At 66.4% G+C, this 23910-nt stretch carries 27 protein-coding genes and 1 tRNA gene; 16 read left to right on the plus strand and 12 right to left on the minus strand.

The genetic code is table 11. From position 1 onward, the window contains the following. The first annotated feature begins 50 nt into the window (after positions 1-50). Entirely contained in the window at positions 51-1439 is a 1389-nt protein-coding gene (locus tag JI664_RS06915; protein ID WP_207012998.1) for a TolC family protein, read from the plus strand. A 73-nt stretch (positions 1440-1512) separates the two neighbouring features. Then, the gene (locus tag JI664_RS06920; RefSeq protein ID WP_207012999.1) at positions 1513-2295 is read left to right on the plus strand and encodes a hypothetical protein; all 783 of its coding nucleotides are present in this window, start codon (positions 1513-1515) and stop codon (positions 2293-2295) included. An 80-nt stretch (positions 2296-2375) separates the two neighbouring features. On the opposite strand, the gene JI664_RS06925 is transcribed toward JI664_RS06920, so the two are convergent. After that, positions 2376-3296 (minus strand): manganese-dependent inorganic pyrophosphatase, encoded by a 921-nt coding sequence (locus JI664_RS06925; RefSeq protein WP_207013000.1) that lies wholly within the window; start codon positions 3294-3296, stop codon positions 2376-2378. A 196-nt stretch (positions 3297-3492) separates the two neighbouring features. On the opposite strand from JI664_RS06925, the gene JI664_RS06930 reads away from it, so the two are divergent. Both JI664_RS06930 and JI664_RS06935 read left to right on the plus strand, forming a co-directional pair. Next, a complete protein-coding gene (locus JI664_RS06930; RefSeq protein ID WP_207013001.1) occupies positions 3493-4167 on the plus strand; it encodes a DUF2161 domain-containing phosphodiesterase in 675 nt (224 codons plus the stop codon). Positions 4168-4223: 56 nt separating this feature from the next. Beyond that, a complete protein-coding gene (locus JI664_RS06935; protein WP_207013002.1) occupies positions 4224-5501 on the plus strand; it encodes a tetratricopeptide repeat protein in 1278 nt (425 codons plus the stop codon). Here JI664_RS06935 and JI664_RS06940 read toward each other — a convergent pair. After that, positions 5488-5964, minus strand: a complete 477-nt coding sequence (locus JI664_RS06940) for a protein-tyrosine phosphatase family protein (protein ID WP_207013003.1) — start codon at positions 5962-5964, stop codon at positions 5488-5490. The two genes, JI664_RS06935 and JI664_RS06940, sit on opposite strands and share 14 nt — an antisense overlap. A 123-nt stretch (positions 5965-6087) precedes the next feature. Here JI664_RS06940 and JI664_RS06945 point away from each other — a divergent pair, with 123 nt between their 5' ends. The 5 genes from JI664_RS06945 to groL all read left to right on the plus strand — a co-directional run bounded on the left by JI664_RS06945 (position 6088) and on the right by groL (position 9544). Continuing rightward, positions 6088-6477 carry a GerW family sporulation protein gene (locus JI664_RS06945; RefSeq protein ID WP_207013004.1) on the plus strand — a complete coding sequence of 130 codons (390 nt, stop codon included), beginning with the start codon at positions 6088-6090 and terminating at the stop codon, positions 6475-6477. Between the two features lies 1 nt (position 6478). Next, positions 6479-7078: a hypothetical protein gene (locus JI664_RS06950; protein WP_207013005.1), complete on the plus strand. Its 600-nt coding sequence runs from the start codon at positions 6479-6481 to the stop codon at positions 7076-7078. After that, the gene (locus tag JI664_RS06955; RefSeq protein WP_207013006.1) at positions 7075-7362 is read left to right on the plus strand and encodes a hypothetical protein; all 288 of its coding nucleotides are present in this window, start codon (positions 7075-7077) and stop codon (positions 7360-7362) included. The genes JI664_RS06950 and JI664_RS06955 overlap by 4 nt, the downstream gene beginning before the upstream one ends. A 139-nt stretch (positions 7363-7501) precedes the next feature. Then, complete coding sequence (locus tag JI664_RS06960; protein WP_207013007.1) at positions 7502-7789, plus strand: co-chaperone GroES; 288 nt, start codon at positions 7502-7504, stop codon at positions 7787-7789. A 105-nt stretch (positions 7790-7894) separates the two neighbouring features. Continuing rightward, positions 7895-9544, plus strand: coding sequence for a chaperonin GroEL (gene groL, locus JI664_RS06965; protein WP_207013008.1), 1650 nt, complete (start codon positions 7895-7897; stop codon positions 9542-9544). 157 nt (positions 9545-9701) lie between these two features. On the opposite strand, the gene JI664_RS06970 is transcribed toward groL, so the two are convergent. After that, positions 9702-10175 (minus strand): SRPBCC domain-containing protein, encoded by a 474-nt coding sequence (locus JI664_RS06970; RefSeq protein ID WP_207013009.1) that lies wholly within the window; start codon positions 10173-10175, stop codon positions 9702-9704. Position 10176: 1 nt separating this feature from the next. Continuing rightward, complete coding sequence (locus JI664_RS06975) at positions 10177-10380, minus strand: SlyX family protein (RefSeq protein ID WP_207013010.1); 204 nt, start codon at positions 10378-10380, stop codon at positions 10177-10179. 120 nt (positions 10381-10500) lie between these two features. Between JI664_RS06975 and hisS the strand changes: the two genes are divergently transcribed. Genes hisS through JI664_RS06995 form a run of 4 tightly spaced genes read left to right on the plus strand, consistent with a single transcriptional unit; the run spans position 10501 to position 14433 of the window. Beyond that, complete coding sequence (gene hisS, locus JI664_RS06980; RefSeq protein WP_207013011.1) at positions 10501-11991, plus strand: histidine--tRNA ligase; 1491 nt, start codon at positions 10501-10503, stop codon at positions 11989-11991. Then, positions 11991-13088 carry an ATP phosphoribosyltransferase regulatory subunit gene (locus JI664_RS06985; RefSeq protein WP_207013012.1) on the plus strand — a complete coding sequence of 366 codons (1098 nt, stop codon included), beginning with the start codon at positions 11991-11993 and terminating at the stop codon, positions 13086-13088. The genes hisS and JI664_RS06985 overlap by 1 nt, the downstream gene beginning before the upstream one ends. Further along, complete coding sequence (hisG, locus tag JI664_RS06990) at positions 13085-13774, plus strand: ATP phosphoribosyltransferase (RefSeq protein ID WP_207013013.1); 690 nt, start codon at positions 13085-13087, stop codon at positions 13772-13774. The genes JI664_RS06985 and hisG overlap by 4 nt, the downstream gene beginning before the upstream one ends. Beyond that, positions 13771-14433, plus strand: coding sequence for an HAD-IA family hydrolase (locus JI664_RS06995; RefSeq protein WP_207013014.1), 663 nt, complete (start codon positions 13771-13773; stop codon positions 14431-14433). The genes hisG and JI664_RS06995 overlap by 4 nt, the downstream gene beginning before the upstream one ends. 142 nt (positions 14434-14575) lie before the next feature. Here the strand turns inward: JI664_RS06995 and JI664_RS07000 are convergent, their stop codons facing one another. The 5 genes from JI664_RS07000 to JI664_RS07020 all read right to left on the minus strand — a co-directional run bounded on the left by JI664_RS07000 (position 14576) and on the right by JI664_RS07020 (position 20627). Next, positions 14576-16357, minus strand: a complete 1782-nt coding sequence (locus JI664_RS07000; protein WP_207013015.1) for a hypothetical protein — start codon at positions 16355-16357, stop codon at positions 14576-14578. Positions 16358-16706: 349 nt separating this feature from the next. Continuing rightward, the gene (locus JI664_RS07005; RefSeq protein ID WP_207013016.1) at positions 16707-17441 is read right to left on the minus strand and encodes an SDR family oxidoreductase; all 735 of its coding nucleotides are present in this window, start codon (positions 17439-17441) and stop codon (positions 16707-16709) included. Further along, complete coding sequence (locus JI664_RS07010) at positions 17438-18757, minus strand: FAD-binding oxidoreductase (RefSeq protein WP_207013017.1); 1320 nt, start codon at positions 18755-18757, stop codon at positions 17438-17440. Before JI664_RS07010 ends, JI664_RS07005 begins: the two co-directional genes overlap by 4 nt. Further along, complete coding sequence (locus JI664_RS07015) at positions 18757-19182, minus strand: GtrA family protein (protein WP_207013018.1); 426 nt, start codon at positions 19180-19182, stop codon at positions 18757-18759. The genes JI664_RS07010 and JI664_RS07015 overlap by 1 nt, the downstream gene beginning before the upstream one ends. Beyond that, positions 19179-20627 carry a UbiA family prenyltransferase gene (locus tag JI664_RS07020; protein WP_207013019.1) on the minus strand — a complete coding sequence of 483 codons (1449 nt, stop codon included), beginning with the start codon at positions 20625-20627 and terminating at the stop codon, positions 19179-19181. Before JI664_RS07020 ends, JI664_RS07015 begins: the two co-directional genes overlap by 4 nt. Positions 20628-21006: 379 nt before the next feature. Here JI664_RS07020 and JI664_RS07025 point away from each other — a divergent pair, with 379 nt between their 5' ends. After that, positions 21007-21348, plus strand: coding sequence for a hypothetical protein (locus JI664_RS07025; protein WP_207013020.1), 342 nt, complete (start codon positions 21007-21009; stop codon positions 21346-21348). A 21-nt stretch (positions 21349-21369) separates the two neighbouring features. Here JI664_RS07025 and JI664_RS07030 read toward each other — a convergent pair. Then, positions 21370-21445 (minus strand) — tRNA-Thr (locus JI664_RS07030). 105 nt (positions 21446-21550) lie between these two features. Here JI664_RS07030 and JI664_RS07035 point away from each other — a divergent pair. Then, the gene (locus tag JI664_RS07035; protein ID WP_207013021.1) at positions 21551-22426 is read left to right on the plus strand and encodes a hypothetical protein; all 876 of its coding nucleotides are present in this window, start codon (positions 21551-21553) and stop codon (positions 22424-22426) included. Between the two features lie 48 nt (positions 22427-22474). On the opposite strand, the gene JI664_RS07040 is transcribed toward JI664_RS07035, so the two are convergent. Next, positions 22475-22729, minus strand: a complete 255-nt coding sequence (locus JI664_RS07040) for a DUF2312 domain-containing protein (RefSeq protein WP_109532069.1) — start codon at positions 22727-22729, stop codon at positions 22475-22477. Between the two features lie 125 nt (positions 22730-22854). Between JI664_RS07040 and JI664_RS07045 the strand changes: the two genes are divergently transcribed. Beyond that, a complete protein-coding gene (locus JI664_RS07045) occupies positions 22855-23079 on the plus strand; it encodes a hypothetical protein (RefSeq protein WP_207013022.1) in 225 nt (74 codons plus the stop codon). 140 nt (positions 23080-23219) lie between these two features. On the opposite strand, the gene JI664_RS07050 is transcribed toward JI664_RS07045, so the two are convergent. Continuing rightward, positions 23220-23852 (minus strand): thiamine phosphate synthase, encoded by a 633-nt coding sequence (locus JI664_RS07050; RefSeq protein WP_207013023.1) that lies wholly within the window; start codon positions 23850-23852, stop codon positions 23220-23222. Positions 23853-23910: the final 58 nt, after the last annotated feature.

A 23910-nucleotide genomic window follows, 5' to 3' on the forward strand; every position in this document is an offset into this window, starting at 1 on the left:
CGACTGGGCCCGCGCTTCTTTGGCCTTGGCCGTGATATCTGGAGACCTCGATGCGCATCGCTAAACGTCTGGCTGCCGCCGTGAGCGCACTCGCCATCGCAAGTTCCCTTGCGCTGCCCGCTGACGCCGACTCGCTGGCCGATGTGCTGGTCTCGGCCTATCGCAACTCGCACCTGCTCGATCAGAACCGTGCGCTTTTGCGCGCCGCCGACGAGGACGTGCAGCAAAGTATTGCCCGGCTTTACCCGGTGCTGAGTTTCGCGGCCACCGCGCTGACCAATTCTGACAACAGCCCGCATGCGGCGGTCACGCTGAGCCTGTCGGCGACGATCCCGCTGATCGATTTCGGGCGTGGAGAGCTGGCGGTTCAGGCCGCGCGCGAAAGCGTCATGGCCACCCGCTCGGCGCTGGTCGTGGTTGAACAGAGCGTGCTTCTGAACGCGGTTTCGGCCTATATGCAGCTCTATTCCGATCTGCAGACGCTGCAGTTGCAGCGCAACAACGTGACCGTCATCACCCAACAACTCCGCGCCGCGCGTGAGCGCTTCGAGCTGGGCGATTCCACCCGGACCGATGTCGCGCTGGCCGAAGCGCGGCTTGCCGCCTCGCGCTCGGCGCTGGCCGGCGCGCAAGGCGACGTGGCGATTTCGCGCGAAGAGCTGAACCTTGCCATCGGCATGTATCCCGACAACCTCGATTCGCCGCCCAGCCTGCCGCATCTGCCCGGGTCGCTGGACGAGGCGCAGGCGATCGCGCGGCGTAACCACCCGGCGATCACGCAGGTTCAGCATCTGGTTGCTGTGGCCGACCTGACCACCGATATCGCTCATCGCGAGCGTTATGGTTCGGTGACCGGCTCGGTGTCGGCCGATGCCGGGATCCGCCGTATCGATCCGTTGCCGAGCGCGCGCTCAGCAGATGTCACCGCGTCGATGACCTATTCGGTGCCGCTCTACGATGGCGGGCGCCTGCGCTCGGTCGAGCGTCAGAGCGTCGCGCGCGGCCAGGCTGAACGCGCGAACCTGCACCAGACGGTCGCCATCGTGCAGCAATCCGTGGCGGCAAGTTGGGCACGGCTTCAGATCGCCCGCGCGACTCTGGCGGCGGGGGATCTGCAGATCTCGGCGGCGCGCTCGGCCTATGACGCGGTCCGGGCCGAGGCCGAACTGGGCTCGCGCACCACGCTCGACGTGCTCGATGCCGAGCAGGAGCTTCTCGATGCCCGTTCGTCGCGCATCCTAGCGGCGGCCAATGTGCAGCTTGCGGCGTATTCGCTGCTTGAAGCGATGGGGCGGCTGACCGTCGACTCGCTGGGTCTGGGCATTCCGACCTATGACGTCTCGGCCTATTCCAGCGCGTTGCAGCACGGCCAGTCGGGCACGGTGCCCTCGGTTCAGGGTTCGCGTCTGGATCGCATCATGAGCCGCTACGCCGACTGAGCGTCATCTTCGGTTGTTTCAAACGCCGTGTAAGAGTATGATTTCCCCAATAACGAGCAGGGGAAAAAACGGCATGTCCGATCCGATGTCCAATCGCGAGATCGAGGACGTTCTCACATCGATTCGCAGGCTTGTGGCACAGGAAGGCGATCGGGGTGTCGAGAACGGCCGCCTGATCCTGACCGAGGCCCACCGCGTCAGCGAACAGGTCAAAGCGCTTGGCGTCGCGCAGCCGGGGACGGGGCCGTCCGGTCCCGTTCGGGCAGACGCCGAGGCCGATACGGCGGATGCAGACGCCTCCGCCCCGCTGGCGCCTAAGGCCGAGGACGTGTCGATCCCCGCGCCGGATTTCAGCAAGCTGGAAGCCACCATCGCCGAACTGGAAGCGGCAGTCTCGGGAAGCGAGGGCGACGATGCCCCGGCCATCGGACGACCGGCGCCCGGCAAGCCGTCCAACGTGACCGAGCTCTATGGCAAGATGAGCTTTAGCCATCAGCCTACCGGGGCTGCGAATGCTGAAGCGGCGGCGGCTGAGGGACCGGAAGCCGAGCCCACGCCCGAGATGGCGGACCTTCTGGCGCCCGAAGAAACCGCAGCCGATAGCGGCGGCGTGCCCGAAACGGTTGCCGAGGTCCCCGCCGAAACCGCAGCCGAGGCCACGATCGAACCCGGCGCGGAGACTGACGAGGACGCGCTTGCCGACACGATCCTTGACGAAGAGGACCTGCGTCAGTTCGTGGCGCTGATCGTTCGCGAGGAATTGCGCGGCCAGCTGGGCGAGCGCATCACTCAACAGGTCCGCAAGCTGGTCCGCGCAGAGATTGCCAAGGTGCTTGACGAGCGCGATTTGTTCTGAGCCGCAACGCTCTGACGGAAAAGGGAAACGGCGCACCGAGGTGCGCCTTTCTTTTGTCTGGCTATCGCTTTCGCGAGGGATCAGAGCGCCAGCGAAGGGATGATCTGCTTCTTACGGCTCATGATACCGGGCAGAACCACCGTGTCGCCCGTAACGGTGGCGCCGAAGCTCTTCTCGGCCATGTCCTTGACCAGATCGTTGGGCACCAGCAGCGTGGCTTCTTCCTTGATGATGTCGATCACGAACAGCAGCACCTGATCGGCGCCGTCTTCCTTGGCGACATCGACCATCGAGGCCATCAGGCTGTCCTTGCGATCCAGCACCACCTTGGGCGCGGTGGTTTCCAGCACCGACACGCGCAGCTCTTTGCCGGCGACGGTGTATTCCTTGGAATCCATGCGCAGCAATTCGGCATCCGAGAAGGCCGAGACATCGGATTTCGCCTCGAACATCCGGGTGGCCAGCACGTTCATGTCCACGTCCAGATCGGTAGCCAGCGCCTGCGCGACGTTGCGGTCGTGGTCGGTGGTGGTGGGGCTGCGGAATTCCAGCGTGTCGGACAGGATGCATGACAGCATCGCGCCTTTGATCCCGCGCGGCGCCTGCGCGACGGCCTCGCCCATCAGGTCGTAGAGGATGGTCGCGGTGCAGGCCAGCGGACGCACGGTGATGTCGATCGGCCCCTTGGTTTCCAGCCCGCCGACAAGCTTGTGGTGGTCGATGATCGCCCGGATATCGGCGGTGTTGATGGCGTCGGGCAGTTCGGCGGGGTTGTTGGTGTCGACGATGACCACCGGTGCACCGGCCTCGACATCCGCAATGATCTCGGGCTTTTCAAGCTCCCAGTGCTTGAGCACGAAAGCGGCCTCGGTATTCGGCTCGCCCAGCAGAACGGGCTTTGCCGGCGTGCCCTTCACCTCGGACAGGTACCACGCCCAGACGATGGGCGAGCCGGTCGAATCGGTGTCGGGGGATTTGTGGCCGAAAACTTGGATGCTCATTTGCTCTGTCCCGTGGTGACGCGAATGTAAGGGCGATTTTTCGCGGGTTTTATAGGCGCGGGGTCCGGCCTTGTCACTAGCTGCCAAGGTCTCCGTTTGGTCGCAGTCGTCGGCGCGCGGTTTCGTACAAGGTTCCACACCGGGCAGAACAAAGCGGGTCGTTCCCTTCGCCGGCCTGCCGGGCTAGACAATCGTCATGCCGACCCTGCGCGAAGCCGATCTTTATCCGCCCCTGAAAGCCTTTTTCGAGGCGCGCGGCCTTGATGTGAAAGGCGAGATCGGCGCGGCCGATCTGGTCGCGATGGGCGCGGGCGATCCGGTCATTGTCGAGATGAAACTCAAGTTCTCGCTGACGCTCTATCATCAGGCCATCGCCCGGCTGGCGCTGAGCCCGCAGGTCTATCTGGCCGTGGCCCGGCCCGATGGAAAGCAGGCGCGGCGGATGATCAAGGACAACACCGCGATGTGCCGCAGGCTGGGGCTGGGATTACTGACCGTGCGCCCGCGCGACGGGTATGTCGAGGTTCTGGCCGACCCCGGCCCCTATGCGCCGCGGGGCTCAAAGGTGAAACGCAAGCGGCTGGAAGCCGAGTTCGCGCGCCGTCAGGGCGATCCCAATGCGGGCGGGGCCACGCGGCACGGGTTGGTCACGGGATATCGGCAGGACGCCTTGCGCTGCGCGGCTTATCTGGCCGAATACGGGGCCTCGAAAGGGGCGGCGGTTGCCCGCGATACCGGCGTGCCGGTGGCGACACGGCTGATGGCCGACAATCATTACGGCTGGTTTCAAAGGGTCGAGAAGGGCATCTACACATTGACGCCCGAGGGACGGACCGGGCTGGCCGATTGGGACGGCGCCTTGCCCGATTGAGCGGGCTGTGACCGGCGAGCGGCGCCGGCTATCGTGAGGAAACAGGGGGAACGGGCATGGGTCTGAAAGACCGGTACGGAAACGCGGTCAGCACCGCCTCGGCCGAGGCCGTCGCGGCCTATGACCGGGGCGTCGAGATGTTCCTGTCGGATATCTGGGGCGCGGGCGCGGTTTTCGAGGAAGCGCTCGCGGCCGATCCGGGCTTTGCCATGGCGCTGGCCGGTCTTGCTCGCGCGCAGGCCACGGAACCCGCGTTGGCGCGCCAGACCCTTGCGCGGGCCGAAGCGCTGGCAGACCGGCTCGACGCGCGCGAGCGGGCGCATATCGGGATCCTGGGGCTCGCGCTGAACGGACGCGCGGCCGAGTCCCGCGAGGCGGTCAAAGCCCATGCCCGCGACTATCCCCGCGACGTGATGATCGTGCAGATGTGCGGCAGTGTGTTCGGGCTGATCGGCTTTTCCGGTCAGGCGGGACGCGAGGTCGATATGCTCGATTACGTGGCCACCCTGTTGCCCCATTACGGCGACGAGTGGTTCATCCATACGCTCCATTCCATCGCCCTGTGCGAGACGGGACAGCAGGACCGCGCGCTGACGCTGATGGACCGCTCGCTTGCGCTCAATCCCCGCAACGCCAATGCCGCGCATTTCAAAAGCCATGCGCTTTATGAGAAGGGCGACACACGCGAGGGCCGCCGCTTTCTGGACGCATGGATGGAGGGCTATGACCGCCGCTGTGCGCTGCACGGCCATCTGAGCTGGCACTCGGCGCTCTGGGCGCTCTATGACGGCGACACCGGGACGATGTGGCAGATGCTGGACGAAGCCGTAGCACCCGGCGGCTCGCAGGGATTGCCGATCAACAAGCTGACCGACAGCGCCGCGCTGTTGTGGCGCGCCGAGCTGGCCGGGGTGCCTGTGGCGCCCGAACGCTGGGCCGGGCTGAGCGATTACGCCGCGCAGTTCTTTCCCGATCCGGGGCAAAGCTTCGTCGATTTGCACGCGGCGCTGACCCATGCCATGGCCGGGCAGGGCGACAGGTTGGCGCGGCTGGCCGAAAAGCCCGTGGGTTTCGCGGGCGATCTGGTTCCTCCGGTCGCTGAGGCGTTCGCGGCCATCGCGCGCGGCGACTGGGACGGGGCGCTGACGGCGCTGATCCCGGCACTGGCACAGCACGAGCGGTTCGGGGGAAGCCGGGCGCAGCGCGATATTCTGGAACTGACCTATGTGGCGGCGCTGATGCGCTCGGGCCGCAGCGACGAGGCCGCGAGAACCCTGCGCCTGCGCCGCCCGGTGATCGCGCCGCAACTGGCGGGCGCGTTCAGCCCCGGCTGAGCAGCCCGCGCTTGGACCAGTCGAATTGCGCGTCGGTCTCGACCGCGCCGGGCCGCGCCGCGCGCAGCCGCGTCAGGGCGTCGTCCGGTGCCTCGCCGCTGTCGATCATCAGCCGAAGCGCCACCATCCCCGACCGGCCCAGACCGCCCCGGCAATGCAGGATCACGGTGCCCGCGCGGTCGAGCACGGCGAAGACCGCCTGCGCCAGACCGCTCCAGTCCGCACCGTCGGGCGGCACGGCGTAATCGTCGACGGGGAAATGCCGCCAGCCGATGCCATGGGCCTTGAACCAGCCCGGCAGATCCCCGGCGCCAAGCGATTCCATCTCGTCGCTGCGGGTCATCGACACGACGAGATCGGGCGCAAAGGCGGCCACCGCCGCCCGGTCGGCGGAAGTCAGGGGCAGGGGGCACAGCGCCAGCGTGCCGCCCCGAAGCGCAAGGGACGATATCGAAAAGGTCATGCGTCTCAGCTAAAGCCGTGTCGCGGGCCGCGCAAGCTGCATCGCGGGCAGGAAGGCTGATACAGGTCATGGCGTCTGCGCGCATTTCGCGCGACACTCGTTTGGTTGGCACAGGAGACATGAATGGATGACGTTGTAGGCCTGATGAAGGCGACGGTGGCCGAGCTTGAGAAACTGCTCAGCGCCAAGAACGTGCTGGGCGAGCCCATCGACCGCGACAATGCCACGGTGATCCCGCTGGTAAGCTATGGCTTCGGCTTCGGCGCGGGCGGCGGGACCGAGGGCGCGGCGCGTCCCAGCGGCACGGGCAGTGCGGCGGGCGGCGGGATCCGGCCCGTGGGCGCGATCATCCTTGACGACAACGGCGCGCGGGTCGAGCCGGTGCGCTCGAACGCGGCGACGCTTGCCGAGGCTCTGGGCGCGACCGTCAGCCGCGTGCTGAAGGCCCGCAAGGGCGGCGACACACCTGCCGCCTCGCCCCCCGAGGCGGACCCGAAATCGCCCGAGGCCTGACATGGCGTCGACGCTTCTGGCCGCGCTGGCTTGGGGGGTGGCGGGCGTGGCGGGGCTGTTGGTCGTGCTGCTGTTCGTGCCCGTGCGGCTTCAGGCCCGACTGTCGCGGGACCCTGCACGGTTCCGCCTTCGGTTCGGTCTGTTCTGGGGGCTGGTGCGGTTGACGCTGGTTGATACAGGCCGACCGAAGGCCCTTCCCAAGACGCGACGAGATCTCGAGCCCGAAGCATCGACATCCAGCAAGTCCGCTACGCCCCGCCGCAACGCGCGCCGGACGGGCGGGCGCCGCAGGCCGTGGCGGGCGCTGATACGCGCGGGGTTCGAGGCGCTGAGCGTGATCCGGGTGGAACGGTTCGAAGGCATCATTGCTTTCGGGCTCGGCGATCCCGCTTCGACGGGCGAGGCGTTCGGGCGCGCGATGGGGCTCGTTGCGGCGACACCGTGTCGCGGGCGGGTTCAGTTGGTCCCGGTCTTTGACCGCGTGACGCTTGAAGGGGACGGCATTCTGATCGTGTCGCTGATCCCGGCGCGGCTGATCCCGGTCGCAGCCCGTCTTGGATGGGCAATGCGGCCCCGGCGTCTATCATGGGGCCGGGCGTGACGATCTTCCTGCAAGACCTTGCCGAGACACGCGGTTTTCGCGTCGCTGCCCTTGTAGAGCAGACACTCGACGTCTACGTCTCGGGGGCAAGCAACGCGCTTGCGGCGCAAGGTAGTCTTGTGCCCGTCGCTGTTCTTCTGGCGGGGCCGGGCGGTATTTCGGCTCAGGCGCCCGACGGGACGCCGATGAGTCGCGCGCAGATCGAGGCGCTTCTTCCGGGTGCTTGGGCGTGTTTCAACGCGGGCTCTGGCGAGGCCGAGAGCATGGGCGCGTTGCCGCGCTGAAAATCTCGCCATCGTGGCAAAAAATTCTTCATCCCCCTTGTTGACAGAACGCCGCGCCCTGCCTATCTCGGCCTCGTTAGCACTCACCCCCAGTGAGTGCTAAGACAGTTCGAACGTAGCACCCAGGGAGTGTTCACAGATGGCATTCAAACCCCTCCACGACCGTGTGACGGTTCGCCGTGTCGAGAGCGAAGATAAGACCAAGGGCGGTCTGATCATCCCCGATTCGGCGAAAGAAAAGCCGGCCGAAGGCGAGATCGTCGCCGTGGGCGAAGGCGCACGTAAAGATTCGGGCGAGCTGATCGCGATGTCCGTCAAGCCGGGCGACCGCGTCCTGTTCGGCAAATGGTCGGGCACCGAGGTCACGATCGGCGGCGAAGACCTGCTGATCATGAAGGAAAGCGACATTCTCGGCATTATCGCCTGAGCCTGTCGCGACGCGGTGCGTGCAAGCACGCACCCTACAGCGTTGCTTTGACGATGCGCGGCGCCGCGCATCTCCTGCAAGAAATCAGATATTGGAGCACCCACAATGGCTGCTAAAGACGTCAAGTTCGGCACCGATGCCCGCGACAAGATGCTCAAGGGCGTCAACGTTCTCGCCGACGCCGTGAAAACCACCCTCGGCCCCAAAGGCCGTAACGTCGTCATCGACAAGTCGTTCGGCGCCCCGCGCATCACCAAGGACGGCGTCACCGTCGCCAAGGAAATCGAACTGTCGGACAAGTTCGAGAACATGGGCGCGCAAATGGTGAAGGAAGTCGCTTCCCGCACCAATGACGAAGCCGGCGACGGTACCACCACCGCGACGGTTCTGGCGCAAGCCATCGTCAAGGAAGGCATGAAGGCGGTTGCCGCCGGCATGAACCCGATGGACCTCAAGCGCGGCATCGACATGGCCACCACGAAGGTCGTCGAAGCCATCAAGGCCGCTGCCCGCCCGGTGAAAGACTCGGACGAAGTCGCTCAAGTCGGCACCATTTCGGCCAACGGCGAAGCCCAGATCGGCCGCTTCATCGCTGACGCGATGCAGAAAGTCGGCAACGAGGGTGTGATCACCGTCGAAGAGAACAAGGGCATGGAGACCGAGGTCGAAGTGGTCGAAGGCATGCAGTTCGACCGTGGCTACCTGTCGCCCTACTTCGTCACCAACCCCGACAAGATGATCGCCGAGCTGGAAGATTGCTATATCCTGCTGCACGAGAAGAAGCTCTCGTCGCTGCAGCCGATGGTTCCGCTGCTCGAAGCCGTGATCCAGTCGCAAAAGCCGCTGCTGATCATCGCCGAGGACGTCGAAGGCGAAGCGCTGGCGACCCTCGTGGTCAACAAGCTGCGTGGCGGCCTGAAGATTGCTGCCGTCAAGGCGCCGGGCTTCGGCGATCGCCGCAAGGCCATGCTGCAGGACATCGCGATCCTGACCGGCGGTCAGGTGATCTCGGAAGATCTGGGCATGAAGCTTGAAAACGTCGGCATCGACATGCTGGGCGTGGCCAAGAAGGTGCAGATCAACAAGGACAACACCACCATCGTCGATGGCACCGGTGAGAAGGCCGAGATCGAAGCCCGCGTCACGCAGATCCGTCAGCAGATCGAAGAGACCTCTTCGGATTACGACAAAGAGAAACTGCAAGAGCGTCTGGCCAAGCTGGCTGGCGGTGTTGCCGTGATCCGCGTCGGCGGCCTGACCGAAGTCGAAGTGAAAGAGCGCAAGGACCGTGTCGATGACGCCCTGAACGCGACCCGCGCGGCCGTACAGGAAGGCGTGATCGTCGGTGGCGGCGTTGCGCTGGTTCAGGCGGGCAAGGGTCTGGAAGGGCTCGAAGGCGCCAACAGCGACCAGCAAGCCGGTATCGCCATCGTGCGCCGCGCTCTGGAAGCGCCGCTGCGCCAGATCGCCGACAACGCGGGCGTCGACGGCGCCGTTGTCGCCGGCAAGATCCGCGAATCGTCGGACGTCAACTTCGGCTTCAACGCGCAGACGGAAGAATACGGCGACCTGTTCTCGTTCGGCGTGATCGACCCGGCCAAAGTGACCCGTACCGCGCTGGAAGACGCGGCCTCGATCGCCGGCCTGCTGATCACCACCGAAGCCATGATCGCCGAGAAGCCGGAGCCGAAAGGCGCGGCCGGCGGCGGCATGCCCGACATGGGCGGCATGGGTGGCATGGGCGGCATGATGTAATCTGCCGGTCCATCGGACTTGGGAAGGGGCGCTCCGTCGGTGCGCCCCTTTTCCGTTGGAAGCTTGAGTATTTGAAGCAGAATGAAAGCAGGGCGCCACAACGCCAAGCCGAGGGCGGGTCGGCCGTTTTGAGTATTTGAGACAGAGTGAGGGGCGATCAGAAGCCGGTGGCGAGCAGGCTTTCTAGGCGTACGAAGCTGTCCTCAAGCCCCTCGGCCAGGCCGCCCGCGAGCATCTCGTCGCGCGCGGCGGAATCGGGCAGGCGCATGTGCAGCATCAGGTTGGTGCCCCCCGCATCCCCGGCCAGAAGCGTCTCGATCACGTTCTCGGGCGAGGCTTCAGGCAGGTGCAGGCGCTCGACATGCAACAGCCGGTAGGGCGGCTCGGCCTCGATCACCTCGCCGGTCAGGGCGAGACCCTGACCCATCCGGTCCGACCATTCGAGATGGATCAGCCCGCCTGCGCGCGGATCGAACTGCGCGCGGGTCATCGGCCAGCCCGGTGGGCCCATCATCCAGCGCCCCAGCAGCGCAGGGCTGGTATAGGCGTGCCAGACGAGCGCGGGGGCCGCATCCAGCCTGCGGGTGAAGACCAGCGCGCCATCCCCTTCCTTGGTGCAGCGCAGCAGCATGTCACCAATGCGGCGGGCGCTGATCGGCCAGCGGGATCTGCGTGCCGCTGTCCGCTTCGCGCTCGGCCTCGCGCTCCATCAGCATGCCGGTGCGATAGGTCAGCCGGTCGATCAGGGCGCCCTGCGCGCGAACGATATCGGACAGGTCGTCAACCGTCCGGATCAGATGGGCGATGCGTTCTTCGAGGTCTTCGATACGGGACATGCCTTATGATGCGCCTGCGGAAAGGCAGGGTCAATCGGGAAGGGCGGCGTTACGGGCAGGCGCTGCTTGCCGCCGCGCCCCGGCTGGGCTAGACCACGCGCGGACAAACCGGGTGCGAGCATGAGCAAGACCAAGATCCGTCGTCCCAAGGCCGAAACGCCCAAGGGGTTCCGCGACTATTTCGGTGCCGAGGTGACGGCCCGCAAGGAGATGCTCGATCGCATCGCGCGGGTGTATCATCGCTATGGCTTCGACCCGCTTGAGACCTCGGCGGTCGAGACGGTCGAGGCTCTGGGCAAGTTCCTGCCCGATGTGGATCGCCCCAACGAGGGCGTCTTCGCATGGCAGGAGGATGACAAGGACTGGCTCGCGCTGCGCTATGACCTGACCGCGCCGCTGGCGCGTGTCGCGGCGCAGTATCGCAACGATCTGCCCTCGCCGTATCGGCGCTATGCGATGGGGCCCGTCTGGCGCAACGAGAAGCCAGGGCCGGGCCGTTTCCGCCAGTTCTATCAATGCGATGCGGATACGGTCGGGGCCTCGACCGTGGCTGCGGATGCCGAGATCTGCGCGATGCTGGCCGATGTGTTCGAAGATCTGGGTCTGGGCGGCGATTTTGTCGTACGCATCAACAACCGCAAGGTGCTGAACGGGGTGATGGAGGCCGCGGGCGTTCTGGACCCCGAGGATCCGTCGAAATTCGAGGCTGAGCGCGGGATCGTGCTGCGCGCCATCGACAAGCTCGACCGGCTGGGCGAGGACGGCGTGCGCGCCCTGTTAGGGGCCGGGCGCAAGGACGAGTCGGGCGATTTCACCAAGGGCGCGGGGCTGCCGGACAGCTCGGCCGATGTCGTGCTGGCCTTCACCGCCGCGCGGCGCGATACCGGGGCCGAGACCTGCGCCGAGCTGCGGCGTCTGGTGGGCGAGTCGAAGATCGGCGCGGAAGGCGTTGACGAACTTGAGGAAATGGCCGCGTTGCTCGCCGCGCAGGGCTATGGCTCGGACCGGGTGGTCATCGACCCGTCGGTCGTGCGGGGGCTTGGCTATTATACCGGGCCGGTTTTCGAGGCCGAACTGACCTTCGAGATCCTCGACGAGAAGGGCCGCAAGCGCCAGTTCGGCTCGGTCGCGGGGGGCGGGCGCTATGACGACCTCGTCAAGCGGTTCACCGGGCAGGCTGTGCCCGCGACGGGGGTCAGCATCGGCGTCGACCGGCTGCTGGCCGCGCTGACCGCCAAAGGACGGACGGAAACCGGCAGCACCGGCCCGGTCGTCGTGACCGTGATGGACCGCGCGCGGATGGCCGATTACCAGAAGATGGTGGGCGAGCTGCGCCGCGCGGGGATCCGGGCCGAGGTCTATCTGGGCAACCCCAAGAACTTCGGTAACCAGTTGAAATACGCCGATAAACGCGGATCGCCGGTCGCCATCATCCAAGGGTCGGACGAAGCCGAGCGCGGCGTCGTGCAGATCAAGGATCTGGTGCTGGGCGCCAAGATCGCCGAGAGCGCAACGCTTGAGGAATGGAAAGACCGCCCGGCGCAGGTCGAGGTCCCGGTGACCGATCTGGTGGCGACGGTGAAGGACATGCTGGGCAAGGATAGCCTGTGATGCGTATCGCCACGCCCGCCGCACGCGCCGAGGGCCAGCGCCTGTTCGGGGCGTTCCAGACCTGGGGCGCCGCGCCGGTCGAGGCCGCGGTTCTGCAGCCCGCCGAGACGCTTCTGGACCTTTATGGCGAGGATATTCGCGCGCGCGCCTATGTCACGCAGGATCCGGTTCAGGGCGAGATGATGCTGCGCCCGGATTTCACCGTGCCGGTGGTGCAGGCGCATATGGCGGGCGGCGCGGAGCCCGCGCGTTATTGCTATCTGGGTGAGGTTTTCCGCAAACAGGAATACGGCGCTGAGCGCGCCAGCGAATACCTGCAGGTGGGCTACGAGGTTTTCGACCGCGAGCAACCGCTGAGGGCCGATGCCGAGGTTTTCGCGCTGTTTTCGCGGATGCTGGCGGGCAAGGGGCTGAGGGCATCGACCGGCGATATCGGCATTCTGATTGCTGCGGTCCGTGGCCTGCCCACGAGCGAAACGCGCAAATCCGCGCTGATGCGTCATCTGTGGCGTCCGGGCCGGTTTCGGGCGCTGCTCGAACGCTTCGCCGGTCGCGCGCCGTTGCCCAAAGGACGCGCGGCGTTGCTGGAGCGCTTGCAGTCCGGCGATCCCATCGAAAGCACGGCGCCGCAGATCGGCCTGCGTTCGCGCGCGGAAATCGAGACCCGGCTGATGCGGCTGGCCGAGGATTCCGCAACGCCCGCCATTCCCGGCGATGTGGTCGACGCACTCGAGGCTCTTCTGGCCGTGGCCGACAAGGCGCCCGCTGCGCTTGCGGCGATGCAAGAGATTGCGCAGGTAATGCCGTGGATCGCGCCCTCGCTCGACACGTTCGAGCAGCGGCTGACGGTGCTGGCGGCGCATGGCGTCGATGCCGATGCGCTGGATTTCGAAGCCTCTTACGGGCGCACGACGCTGGAATATTACGACGGCTTCGTCTTCGGCTTTTTCGCCGAGGCGCGGCCGGACCTGCCGCCGGTCGCCTCGGGCGGGCGCTATGATGCGCTGACGGCGGTACTGGGACAGGGCCGGTCGATCCCGGCGGTGGGCGGCGTGATCCGGCCTGCCTTGCTGGTGGAACTGGAGGGCGGGCAATGAGCGTGAAGATCGGCGTGCCCTCGAAGGGCCGGTTGATGGAGAAGACCTTCGACTGGTTCGCAGAGCGCGGCATCACCATGAAGCGCACGGGCGCAGAACGGGAATATTCCGGCGCGGTCGAAGGGATCGAGGGGGTGGATCTTGTCCTGCTTTCGGCCAGCGAGATCCCCCGCGAATTGGCGGCGGGTCGCATCCATATGGGCGTGACCGGGACCGATCTGGTGCGCGAGAAGTTGGGCAACTGGAACAGCGTGGTCGAGGTCGTGGCGGAAATGGGCTTCGGCCATGCCGACCTGATCATCGCGGTGCCCGATTGCTGGGTCGATGTCGAGACGCTGGACGATCTCGACGCCGCCGCTGCGGCGTTCCGGGCCGATCATGGTTTCCGGTTGCGGATCGCCACGAAATACCACCGGCTGGTGCGCGAGCATCTGCGCGCGCATGGGGTGGCGGATTATCAGCTGGTCGACAGCCAGGGCGCGACCGAGGGCACGATCCGCAACCTGACCGCCGAGGCGGTGGCAGACATCACCTCGACCGGCGAGACGCTGCGCGCCAACCATCTGAAGATCCTCGACGGCGCGCCGGTGCTATGTAGTCAGGCGACGCTGTTCGCCTCGCGCTCGGCCCTTTGCGAGGGCGCCGATGCCGAAGCCCTGACAGCGCTGAGGGCGCGGTTGGCATGAGCGAGAAGATCGAAGGCATCGAGGCCGTCCGCGCCATCGTCTGGGATTTCGACGGCGTGCTGAACCGCGCGGGTCAACGCGAGGGCGATGGGATGTTTCCCTGGCAGCGCAAGGTCGGCGAAGAGCTGGGCATCGATGCGCGCTCCATGGGGCAGGCGGTTTTCGGGCGTGACAAGGCGGCCCTGTTCGAGGGGCGCGAGGATGTGCTGGACCGGCTGGCCGAGTGGGGCGCCGAGACGGGGGCCGAGTTCGACCCCGAGGATGTGCTGGAAATCTGGTTCGAGACCGATCACGACCCCGATCCCGAGCTGGAGCGGCTGCTGCCCCTGTTGACGCAGGCCGGGATCGCGCAGGTGATCCTGACCAATAACGAGGCCCGCCGCACGCGCTGGATCATGCACGAGGCGGGTTGGGCCGGGCAAGTGGATGCGGTGTTCGCATCGGGCGAGATCGGGGCGATGAAGCCGTCGGTGGCTGCCTTTGCGCATGTCGAGCAGGCACTCGACATGCCGGCGCACGAGATCCTGTTGATCGACGACACCCCGGCCAATGTGGCGGCGGCGGAAAAGCGCGGTTGGCTGGGCTGGGATTACGAGCCCGATGGCGCGATGGCCTTGGTGCAGGCGTTGATGCCGCTGCTGGTTCGCTCGCAGGACTGAGTCCCACGGAACGGGTGAGCGGTTTCGCCCTCGGACAAGAGGCCTCCGGCCTCTGGCCCTCGCGCGACCGGGCGCGCCGCCGGGGTGGCGGCGCGCGGCACTTGAAACCTGTCTTGTCGAAGATCTGACCCGTGAGGCGGTGTTAATCCGCCAGCGCCAGAAGCTGACGGTTGGTGATCGTGCCTTCCTCGCTCACCAGGCTTGCGACCTGGCTGTTGGAGAGCAGGTCGCGCAGATCGACCTCGCGTCCGTTGACGAAGGCGCGGCGCGACACCAGCCGGATGCCATGGCTGTAATCGGCATATTGCGCGCCATGCACGGTGCTGAGCGGCTGGATCGCCCGACCGTTGCGCTGGTGCCAGCCATAAATCGCCACCTGTCCGGGCCGCGATTGCAGGCGGTTGGTCAGCACGAGGTCCTTCTTGTGCCCCGAAACAAGCTGGCCCAGACGCGCACCGGCTTGCTGAAGCTGGCCCTGCACGGTGCTGTTGTGGCGCAGGAAATAGCCGGTCGTGACCATGGCCGAGGTCGGATCCATCGGGCGCGGGCTCAGATGCACCTGCGCCTGACGGTAGATCTCGTCGACCATGCGGGTCGTGGGCAGGACCATGTCGAAACGCTCGGCGATGCGCATGGCGGCGGGCAGGCCCAGCGGCACGCGGACGAAATCGCGGTTTGACCCGACGGCGAGATAATCGGGCGTCACGCAGATGGTGATCCGCGTCGGGCGGCCCTGCGCATCTGTGCCGTCGAAGCTGACAGGGACCAGATTGCGCAGGAAATCGGGCATGTTGCCGCGCAGCACTTCGGCAGTGATCGCGTTGTCACGCTCGCGCCCGCCCGAGGATGTCAGGTGAGAGATCACCGTGCTGCCCGCCTCGGCGCCGCGCGGACGCGACGGCATCGCGCGGGTCATGCGGCTGGAGCATTGGTCATCGCTGCGGCCCGAAAGCGCGGGAATTTCGATCGCGGCGGGCGCTGCGGTGACACTCCGGCTGTCCGACAGGCTGGCCAGAACGACGGGAGCGTCGTTGCTCGGGGCCTCGGCCACGGCGCGTTCGATGCGCGGGCGGCGCTGTGGCGCGGGTGACGATAGCGGGGCGCCGCGGTTCTCAAAGGTTTCCTCGGCGGTCGTGTCGGCCTCGGCCAGCTGAACCGGTTCGTCCAGCGCGGTATCGGCAGGCTCAGCGTCAGGAACGGCTGCGGTCACGACCGGACGGGCGCGCGGCATCAGCGATGCCCGCAGCGCCTGCGTTTCGGCGCGGGCGATGAAGGCGGCGTCGGGCATCGTGGGTTCGGTCGTGGCCTCGGACCCGCTTTCGGCCTCGGTGTCGAGGACGAAAAGCCCTTGCCCGGGCGAGGACACCAGAGAGCCGGGCGCGCGGCGCCCGCCGACAAGGCTGCCCAGATCGGTTTCATGCGGGTCGCGCAGGGTGGCGATCCGGGCGATTTCCTGCGGATCATAGCTGGCGAGCGTGACCACCGCTTGCGGCGCATCGCCGGCGATGTCCGGAATAGTCCGGGTCGCCGTGGCGGGGGCCCGCGAACGGTCTTGCATCGGCCGCGCGACCATTACTGACCGGCTGTCGAAATCCTGCGAGGCTGCGGGGGGCAGCGTGTCGGGCAGGGCGCTGTACCAGATTTGCGGCGCGGTGGTGTCGGGCAGCAGGGCAGCGGGCGCGGTGCCGCCCAGCGACGCGACCGCCGGCATGGGCCGGGTCGTCGGCGCGGCTGTCACCGGCTCGTCCGTCGCGCGCATCATACGTTGCGCAAGGGCGTCGCCCGCCGGTGTATCGCCCGGATTGTCCAGCATCATCTGCGCGCTGATCGCAATCAGCGTCAGAGCGCCAAGCCCCGTAGCCACCAGTGAAAGCCGCCCCGCAACCGCGGAGATGCGTGCCTTTGCGGCGCGCGTTTCGTTCATGTCCCTCGTCATGGCAGTTGCTCTACCGGCCAAAAGGATAACCGGCAATGAACAGCAAACGAAGGCAAAACTTGGTCGGCCATGTTTCGCCGACCGGAAAGCGCCGACGGGCCAAGCTGACAAGGGCGCGGCGGCCCTGTTTCGGGCGGCTGTCGGGGGAATTTATCCACAGGTCAATCGCTTAGGCTGCGAGCCCACGGTGGGGAGCTCAGGCCGGTGGCGAAACGCGAAGGGGACCTCTCGGGGACCGGCGACCGGGTGTTCCGCAAGGGGGCAATGCTGCAAAGCAGCGAAAGCGCCGTCCACAGAGGCCCCGCACCCCGCGTCCCGCCGAATCAGAGCGGACGCGTCAAAGCTGGGTGCGCTTGAAGATGATCTCGGGCAGAAGGCGGATGATGGTCATCACCATGCGCCAGATCCGCCGCACATAGATCACGTCGCGCTTATGGGCCTGTGCCTGCCAGATGGCCTCGGCCACTTCCTCGGGCAGGGCCGTCAGGCGGGGATTGAGGTCCATGCCTTCGGTCATCTTGGTGGCGACGAAACCCGGTTTCACGGTGATGACCTGCACGCCGGTTTTCGCCAGCCGATTGCGCAGGCCGGACAGGAACGCGGTGAAGCCCGCCTTGGCCGAGCCGTAGACATAGTTCGACGCGCGCCCCCGGTCGCCTGCCACCGACGATATGCCGATCAGTACGCCGTGGTCGCGCGCCTGCATCTTCTGCGCCAGCGCACCCAGGATCAGCGCAGGCCCTTCGTAATTCGCGCGCATCACCTTTGCGGCGGCAGCGGGGTCGATCTGGCTTTCATTCTGGTCGCCCATCGCGCCGATCGCGCAGATCACGCTGTCGGGCAGATGCGGCAGGCCGTTGATGAAATCCGCGAAGCTGTCGATATCGAGCGCGTCGAAGGCGTGACAGGTTACGATCCGGCCATGGCGCAGCCGCAGGTCCTGCGCGTCGGCCTCCAGCGTGTCGGGGTCACGGGCGGCGAGCATCAGGTCGTAGCCTTCGCGTGCGTAACGATGGGCGCAGGCGCGGGCCATATCCGAGGTGGCGCCGAGGATCAGCAGGGTCGGGGTCATGTGTCGAGCCTTTCGCTCTGGGCCGAGGCGAACGCGGCGGCAAGGCCGCTGTCGCGGCGCATCGCCGCGAAATCCGCCCATCGGGGGTCGGTGCGGCGCAGGGTCTGCGCCGAGATACGGCTGTCCTTGGCCAGATAGAACCGTCCGCCGTGATCGGCGGTGATCGCGTCGAGCCGGGGCATCAGGTCGAGCGACCGGCGGTTGACGGGAAAGTCGAGCGCCAGCGTATAGCCCTCCATCGGAAAGCTGAGGCGGCTGTCCTGCGGCCCGAAACGCTTGAGCACGGCAAGGAACGAGCCCGCGCTGCTGTCGCTGATCGCCCGCAGGATGGCGCGCAGGCCCTCGGCGCGGCTTTCCAGCGGCACCACGCATTGAAACTGCATGAAACCGCGCCGCCCATAGATCCGGTTCCAGTCGCGGATCGCGTCGAGCGGGTAGAAGAACGGCTCCCACCCGGTCAGCCCGGTGCCTGCCGACAGCCGTCCCTTGGTCCAGTAAAGCTGGTTGAAGGCCCGGATCGACCACGGGTTCAGCGCGAATCCGGGGAAATCGACCGGCACGCGCGGCGACAGATGCCCGCGTGCGGCAAAGGGTTTCGCGCGCTTCTCGGGCGGCAATTCGGCCAGCGTGGCATGTTCGCCATTCATCACCAGCGACCGGCCCATGGCCGAGCCGGTGGCGGCGCAGTCGATCCAGGCCATCGAATAGGTGGCGGAATAGGTCCGCTCGAACGCGTCGAGCGCGGCGTCGAGATCGGGCGCGGCGATGGTGGTCTGACGGATCCAGCCGCTTTCCACCCGCTTCAGCCGGATCGCCGCGCGCAGGATGATCCCGGTCAGCCCCATTCCGCCAAGCGTCCAGTGGAACAGATCGGCATTCTCGTCGCGCGAGCAGCGGGTCACGCGGCCATCGGGGCCCATCAGGTCGAACCAATCGACGAAGGTGCCGAACGAGCCCTCGGAATGGTGGTTCTTGCCATGCACGTCCGAGGCAATCGCGCCGCCGAGCGAGACGAACTGCGTCCCCGGCGTCACCGACAGGAACCAGCCGCGCGGCAGGAAAGACGACAGGATGTCTTTGAGCGTGACGCCCGCCTCGGCCACCAATTGGCCGGTTGTTTCGTCAAAGGCGATCATATGCGTCAGATGGCGGGTCGAAATCGCATGCGGCCCGATCGCCGCATCGCCATATGCGCGCCCCATGCCGCGCGCGATCACGGGGCCATTACCCAGTAAGGCCGCGATCTCGGCCATGCTGCGCGGTGTGCTCAGCTTTCCCTCGACGCGGGGATAGCGTCCCCAGCCCGACAGTTTCATCAAACCCCCTCGGCCACGCGCGCGTTAAAGACAAAGCGCTTGTCGAGCCGGTATTTCACAACATAGCCCACGGCGAGGCCCAGCACCGCGCCGATCTCGCGCGCTTCATGCGTGCCGGCGGCCAGCCAGAAGGCGGTCTCGGTGCCCCAGAAGATCGCGGTCGTGACCAGCCCCATCACCGTATAGAGCCCGAATTTGCGCGAATGGGCGCGCATTCCGGTTTCGGTGTCGGCGAATATCCAGCGCTTGTCGAGCACGTATTTCACCACGAGCCCCAGCCCCGTCCCGGCAAAGACCGCCAGCGCGAACAACACTGGCCCGTCGCCCATCCGCAGCACCAGCCGCTGCGCACCCAGATTGGCCAGCGTGGCGATCACCGCGAACGCGCTATAGCGCCACAACAAGGTCCAGCCGGTCGCGCTCATAGCACCTTGGCCGCGATGAAAAGCGCCGCGATCAGCGCGACGATGGTCAGGCTGACGCGGTCCCGCGCGGCAAAGACGGTCGGGTCGTCATCCATCTTGCCCCGGCTTGCCACCAGAACCATGCGCGAGATCCAGTAGAGCAGCGACAGACAGGCGGCCCACAGCAGGACCGGGTGGCTGTAGAGCACCAACACTTCGGGTTCATTGAGATAGAGCATCAGCACCAGCACCGCGACGAAGCCCGACGCGGTGGCCATCTGCGTGACCAGCGGCAGGTCGGACACCCGGTAGCCGCGCCCCGCCGCCTCGTCGAGGCCGCGCTGGCTCATATCGACCAGCTCGGCCTGCCGTTTGACGGCGGCCAGCGCAAAGAACAGGAAGGCGGAAAACGCCAGAAGCCAGACCGACAGGCTGATCCCGGCGGCGGCCCCGCCCGCGATCACGCGCATCGTGTAAAGGCTGGCCAGCGCGCAGATATCGATGATCGGACGGCGCTTGAGCCAGAGCGAATAGGCCACCGTCAGCGCGTAATATCCCGCCAGCACCAACAGGAAGACGGGCGGCAGAAGCAATCCCACCAATATCCCCGCCAGCAGCAGAACGGGGATCAGCATCATGCCCGTTTTCAGAGGCAATGTTCCGGCGGCGAGCGGCCTCAGCCGCTTGCGCGGATGCGCGCGGTCCGAGGCGATGTCGAGCAGGTCGTTGAGCAGATAGACCGACGAGGCCACAAGGCTGAACGCCACGAAGGCCAGCGCGCCCATGAAGACGGCCATCAGGTTGAAATCATGCGCCGCCACCATCGGGAAGAAGATCAGCATGTTCTTCAGCCATTGATGCGGACGCACCGCGCGCAGAGCAGCGGGGAAGATCGGCACGGGTGGCGACAGATGGCGCGTATTGGCATGCAGGCCCTGCACCTGCGCGCGTAGGGCAGCGGGCGCGCCCACGGTCATCGCGCCACCGGCTTCTTTCCAGACCGCCATATCGGCCGGGGAATCGCCCGCATAGACGTATCCGCCCGCACCGTAGCGCGCGCGCAGCCACGCCGCTTTTGCCGGACCTTTGAGATTGGTTGCCCCGTCCGAGGCATGAACCTCGTCGAACAGATCGAGATGGTCGGCAATCGCCTGCGCGATCCGGCTGTCGGCCGCCGTGACCAGCGCCACGCGTCCGCCCGTCTTGCGCCAGTGCCGGATTTCCGCGAGCACCTCGGGATCATAGGGCAGGGTGGCCGGATCGGGCAGCGCCATCGATGCCAGCTCGGCCTTCAACGCGGCCTTGCCGCGCGACAGGCCGCGAAGCGCGACCCACGGCGTGCGCCAGTCCTTTGCCATCGCCGCCCAGAAGGATTCGTAGAGCATGTCCGAGCGCACCAGCGTCCCGTCCAGATCCACCGCCAGAACGCGCTCTGTGGCAGGACGGGTATCGGCCAATTGATCCATCTCGTACGTCCCTGCGCGCCAGTCTGATTGTCGTGTCCCGGAAAATGCCATGCGGGGCAATTGGGACGCAAGAGGGGCAGACCTGCGCCGATCACAGGGCCGAGCCGCGCAACGGCCCGGTTTGCCAGTGTTGAGTGCCCTCGAATGCCAAGCCCGGGCCGATCAGATCCGGCTTAGGTCAGCTCTTTCGACAAAGCAACCCAAGCGGTCATGCGGGCCTCGCGGTGAAGGGGTCTGGCGTCGCAGCGTCCGACGAGACATCCTGTCAGCCGCGTGACGCTCACCGCCCTTTGTGTCGCGCGCGCCTGAACCACGATTTGAGCAGACAGATTGCCAAAACCTCTCGACCGATTTGGCCTTAAGGCATTGCTGGGGTATCTTGGGGCTTCTGCAATACGCGCATCCCGGTCTGGCAATCGGGCTACAGGACGAGAGTTTCCCCGCAGGCCGGCAATTCCTGCATTTCTTCGCCCTCAGCCTGACCGGATTGGTTTTCGTCGCGGGCTATCTGCGCCGATGGCGGGCGACGCCGCATACCTCGGCCACCATGTATGCCGTGTTGGCTTGTCTCTGCTTCATCGAGGTGATGGATTTCGGCGCCTTCGGCGGGGGAGCGATGGCGGTGCCGATCATGCTGACCGAGTTCGCGCTCTATCTCGCGCTGTCGGTCTATCTGCGGTTTTCCCCGGCGGCGCAGGACGCATTCCCGGCCCGGCTATGACACGCGTCGCGGGGAAGGAAATGGTGCCGGCACCAGGAATCGAACCCGGGACCTGATGATTACAAATCAACTGCTCTACCAGCTGAGCTATACCGGCGCTGCGTCCTGATAGCGACATTCCCGCGGCTCGACAAGAACCCAACGCGGTGATCGCCGGGCCTGCGCTCTTGCCTCGCAACCGGGCAGCGCGCTAGATGCCTGCATGGAAATCGCTTTTCACCTCGGCGCGCATTGCACCGACCGCGATGCGCTCGTGCAATGCCTGATGCGCAACCGTGCGACCCTGCTCGAACAGGGGATCGCCGTGCCCGGGCCGGGACGGTACCGTCAGCAATTGCGCCAGATCGGCTTCGACATGCGCGAGCGCGAGACCTCGGCGGAAACGCAGGAGATCCTGCTCGACGGTATCCTTGATGAGGACGAGATCGACCGCGTGGTCTTCTCGTCCGAGAACCAGCTGTCGATGCCGCCCTGGGTGGTGAATGACGGCCAGCTTTACCATGCCGCCGCCGACCGCGCGGCGATGATCCGGCATATCTTCCCCGAGGCGCGGCTGGAATTCTACCTCGCGATTCGCAATCCGGCGACATTGTTGCCCGCTCTGGCGGCGGGCGATTCGAGCGGCGCACTCGCCCGACGGCTGTCCGAGGCCGATGCGGACCTCCTGCGCTGGTCCGAAATGCTCGCCCGCCTGACCGAAGCGGTGCCCGACGTGCCGGTGACGGTCTGGTGCGATGAAGATACACCGCTTCTATGGCCCGAAATCCTGCGCGCGGTGGCGGGCCATGCGCCCGAAACGGTGCTCGATGGCTGGCTTGCGTGGTACTGGGAACTGGTGACGCCCAAGACCCATGCCGCGATGCGCCGCTGGTTCGAGCGTAATCCCCCCGCCGACGATGCCGCGCGCCGCAAGATGCTGGGCGTTCTGCTCAGCCGCTTCGTGCGGCCCGAAGCGGTCGCCTCCGATCCGCTGATCCCCGGCTGGACCGAGGACACGGTCGACCGGCTGAGCGAGATCTACGAGGCCGATCTCGACCTCGTGGCGTCGATCCCCGGCGTGACCCTGCTCGAACCCTGAGGTTATGAAACCCGGGATTACGGGGCAGGGGCCGCCGGAAAGCCGCGCTTACTGCATGCCGAGCGCTGCCTTGTAGAGATCCAGCACCGCTTCTTCTTCGGCGATTTCGTCGGGCTTCTTCTTGCGCAGCGCGATGATTTTGCGCAGCGCCTTGGTGTCGTAGCCGCGGCCCTTGGCTTCGGCCATCACTTCCTTCTGCTGGTCGGTGATGTCCTTTTTCTCGGCCTCGAGATGCTCGTAGCGTTCGACGAAGCTGCGCAGCTCGTCGGCGGTGACGTCATAGGCGGTGTCGGTGCTGCTCATATTCCGGCCTCTTTCTGGTGCTGGTTCAGATTTCCGTTCCTAGCGGCGCGCGCCGGACGGGGCAAGGCGCTTGCCGCGCGCGCAAGCAGGGGCTAGACCGCACCCGACCAAAACGGAGACCACCGATGACGACGGGCGAACTCTTGATCTGGGGCGGCGCGGGCGTGACGCTTCTGGGCGTGGCGGGCCTCGTGGCCTGCGTGATCTGGGTGCTGCGCCTGCGCCGCAAGGGGCTGGACGATGCCGGGCTGCGCCGGGGGTTGAAGACGGGCGTGATGTGGAACATGTCGGCGCTGTTCGTGTCGGTGATCGGCCTGATGATGGTCATCATGGGCATAGCCTTCGCCTGAGCCCGCGTAGCACCCGCCCGCGCGCGTCCGACGGAGCACATCCCGGCCCGCACAGGCTCGGCGCATCTTTGATCTATAAATATCCTCGGGGGTGAATTGGCCGCAGGCCAAGAGGGGGCCGACAGCCCCCTGCACCCCTATCAGCCCAGCGGCGCGGTCAGGTCCCTGAGCGCGGCGAGCGGGTCGTCCTGACCCCAGATCTCGGCACCGATGGCGAAGAAATCGGTGACCGGGGCCAGCGCTTCGACCAGATCGCGTGTCAGCGCGCCTTCGGCCACGACCGGCACTTCGATCATTTCCGACCACCAGCCGAACAGCTCGGCCTCGGCGCGCAGGCCGGTGCCCAGCCCGGTTTCGCCCACCGGACCGAAGCTGACGTAATCCGCACCCGCTTCGGCGGCACTCATCCCGTCATGGCGCGAGGCGCCGCAGGCGGCACCGATGATCGCGTCATTGCCCAGCGTCTTGCGCAGCTTGCGCAGATCGCGCGCGCCTTCGGGCAGATGCACGCCGTCCAGTCCCAGCCGTTCGGCCAGCACCGCATGGCGGTCGATGACCAGCGGGATGTCGCGGGCATGGGCCAGTTCGCGCAGCTGATCGGCTGCGCGCGCGATGTTGTCCTCGTCGCCCGAGGCCATCGACAGCCGCAGGCAGGCCACCTCGATCCCGTCGCAGACCCGCGCGAGCACGGGCGCGAAGTCCTCGGCGTCGAAGGCGGGCGGCGTCACCAGATAGATCTGCGGGCGGTCTTTGGCGTCTTGCGTGTCGGACATGCTGGTCTCTGCGGATACCTTCAACGAATTGGCGCCCTGTCTAGACTTACCAGACAGG

The organism is Rhodobacter sp. NTK016B, from assembly GCF_017303295.1.
In the GTDB taxonomy this organism is placed as follows: domain Bacteria; phylum Pseudomonadota; class Alphaproteobacteria; order Rhodobacterales; family Rhodobacteraceae; genus Pararhodobacter.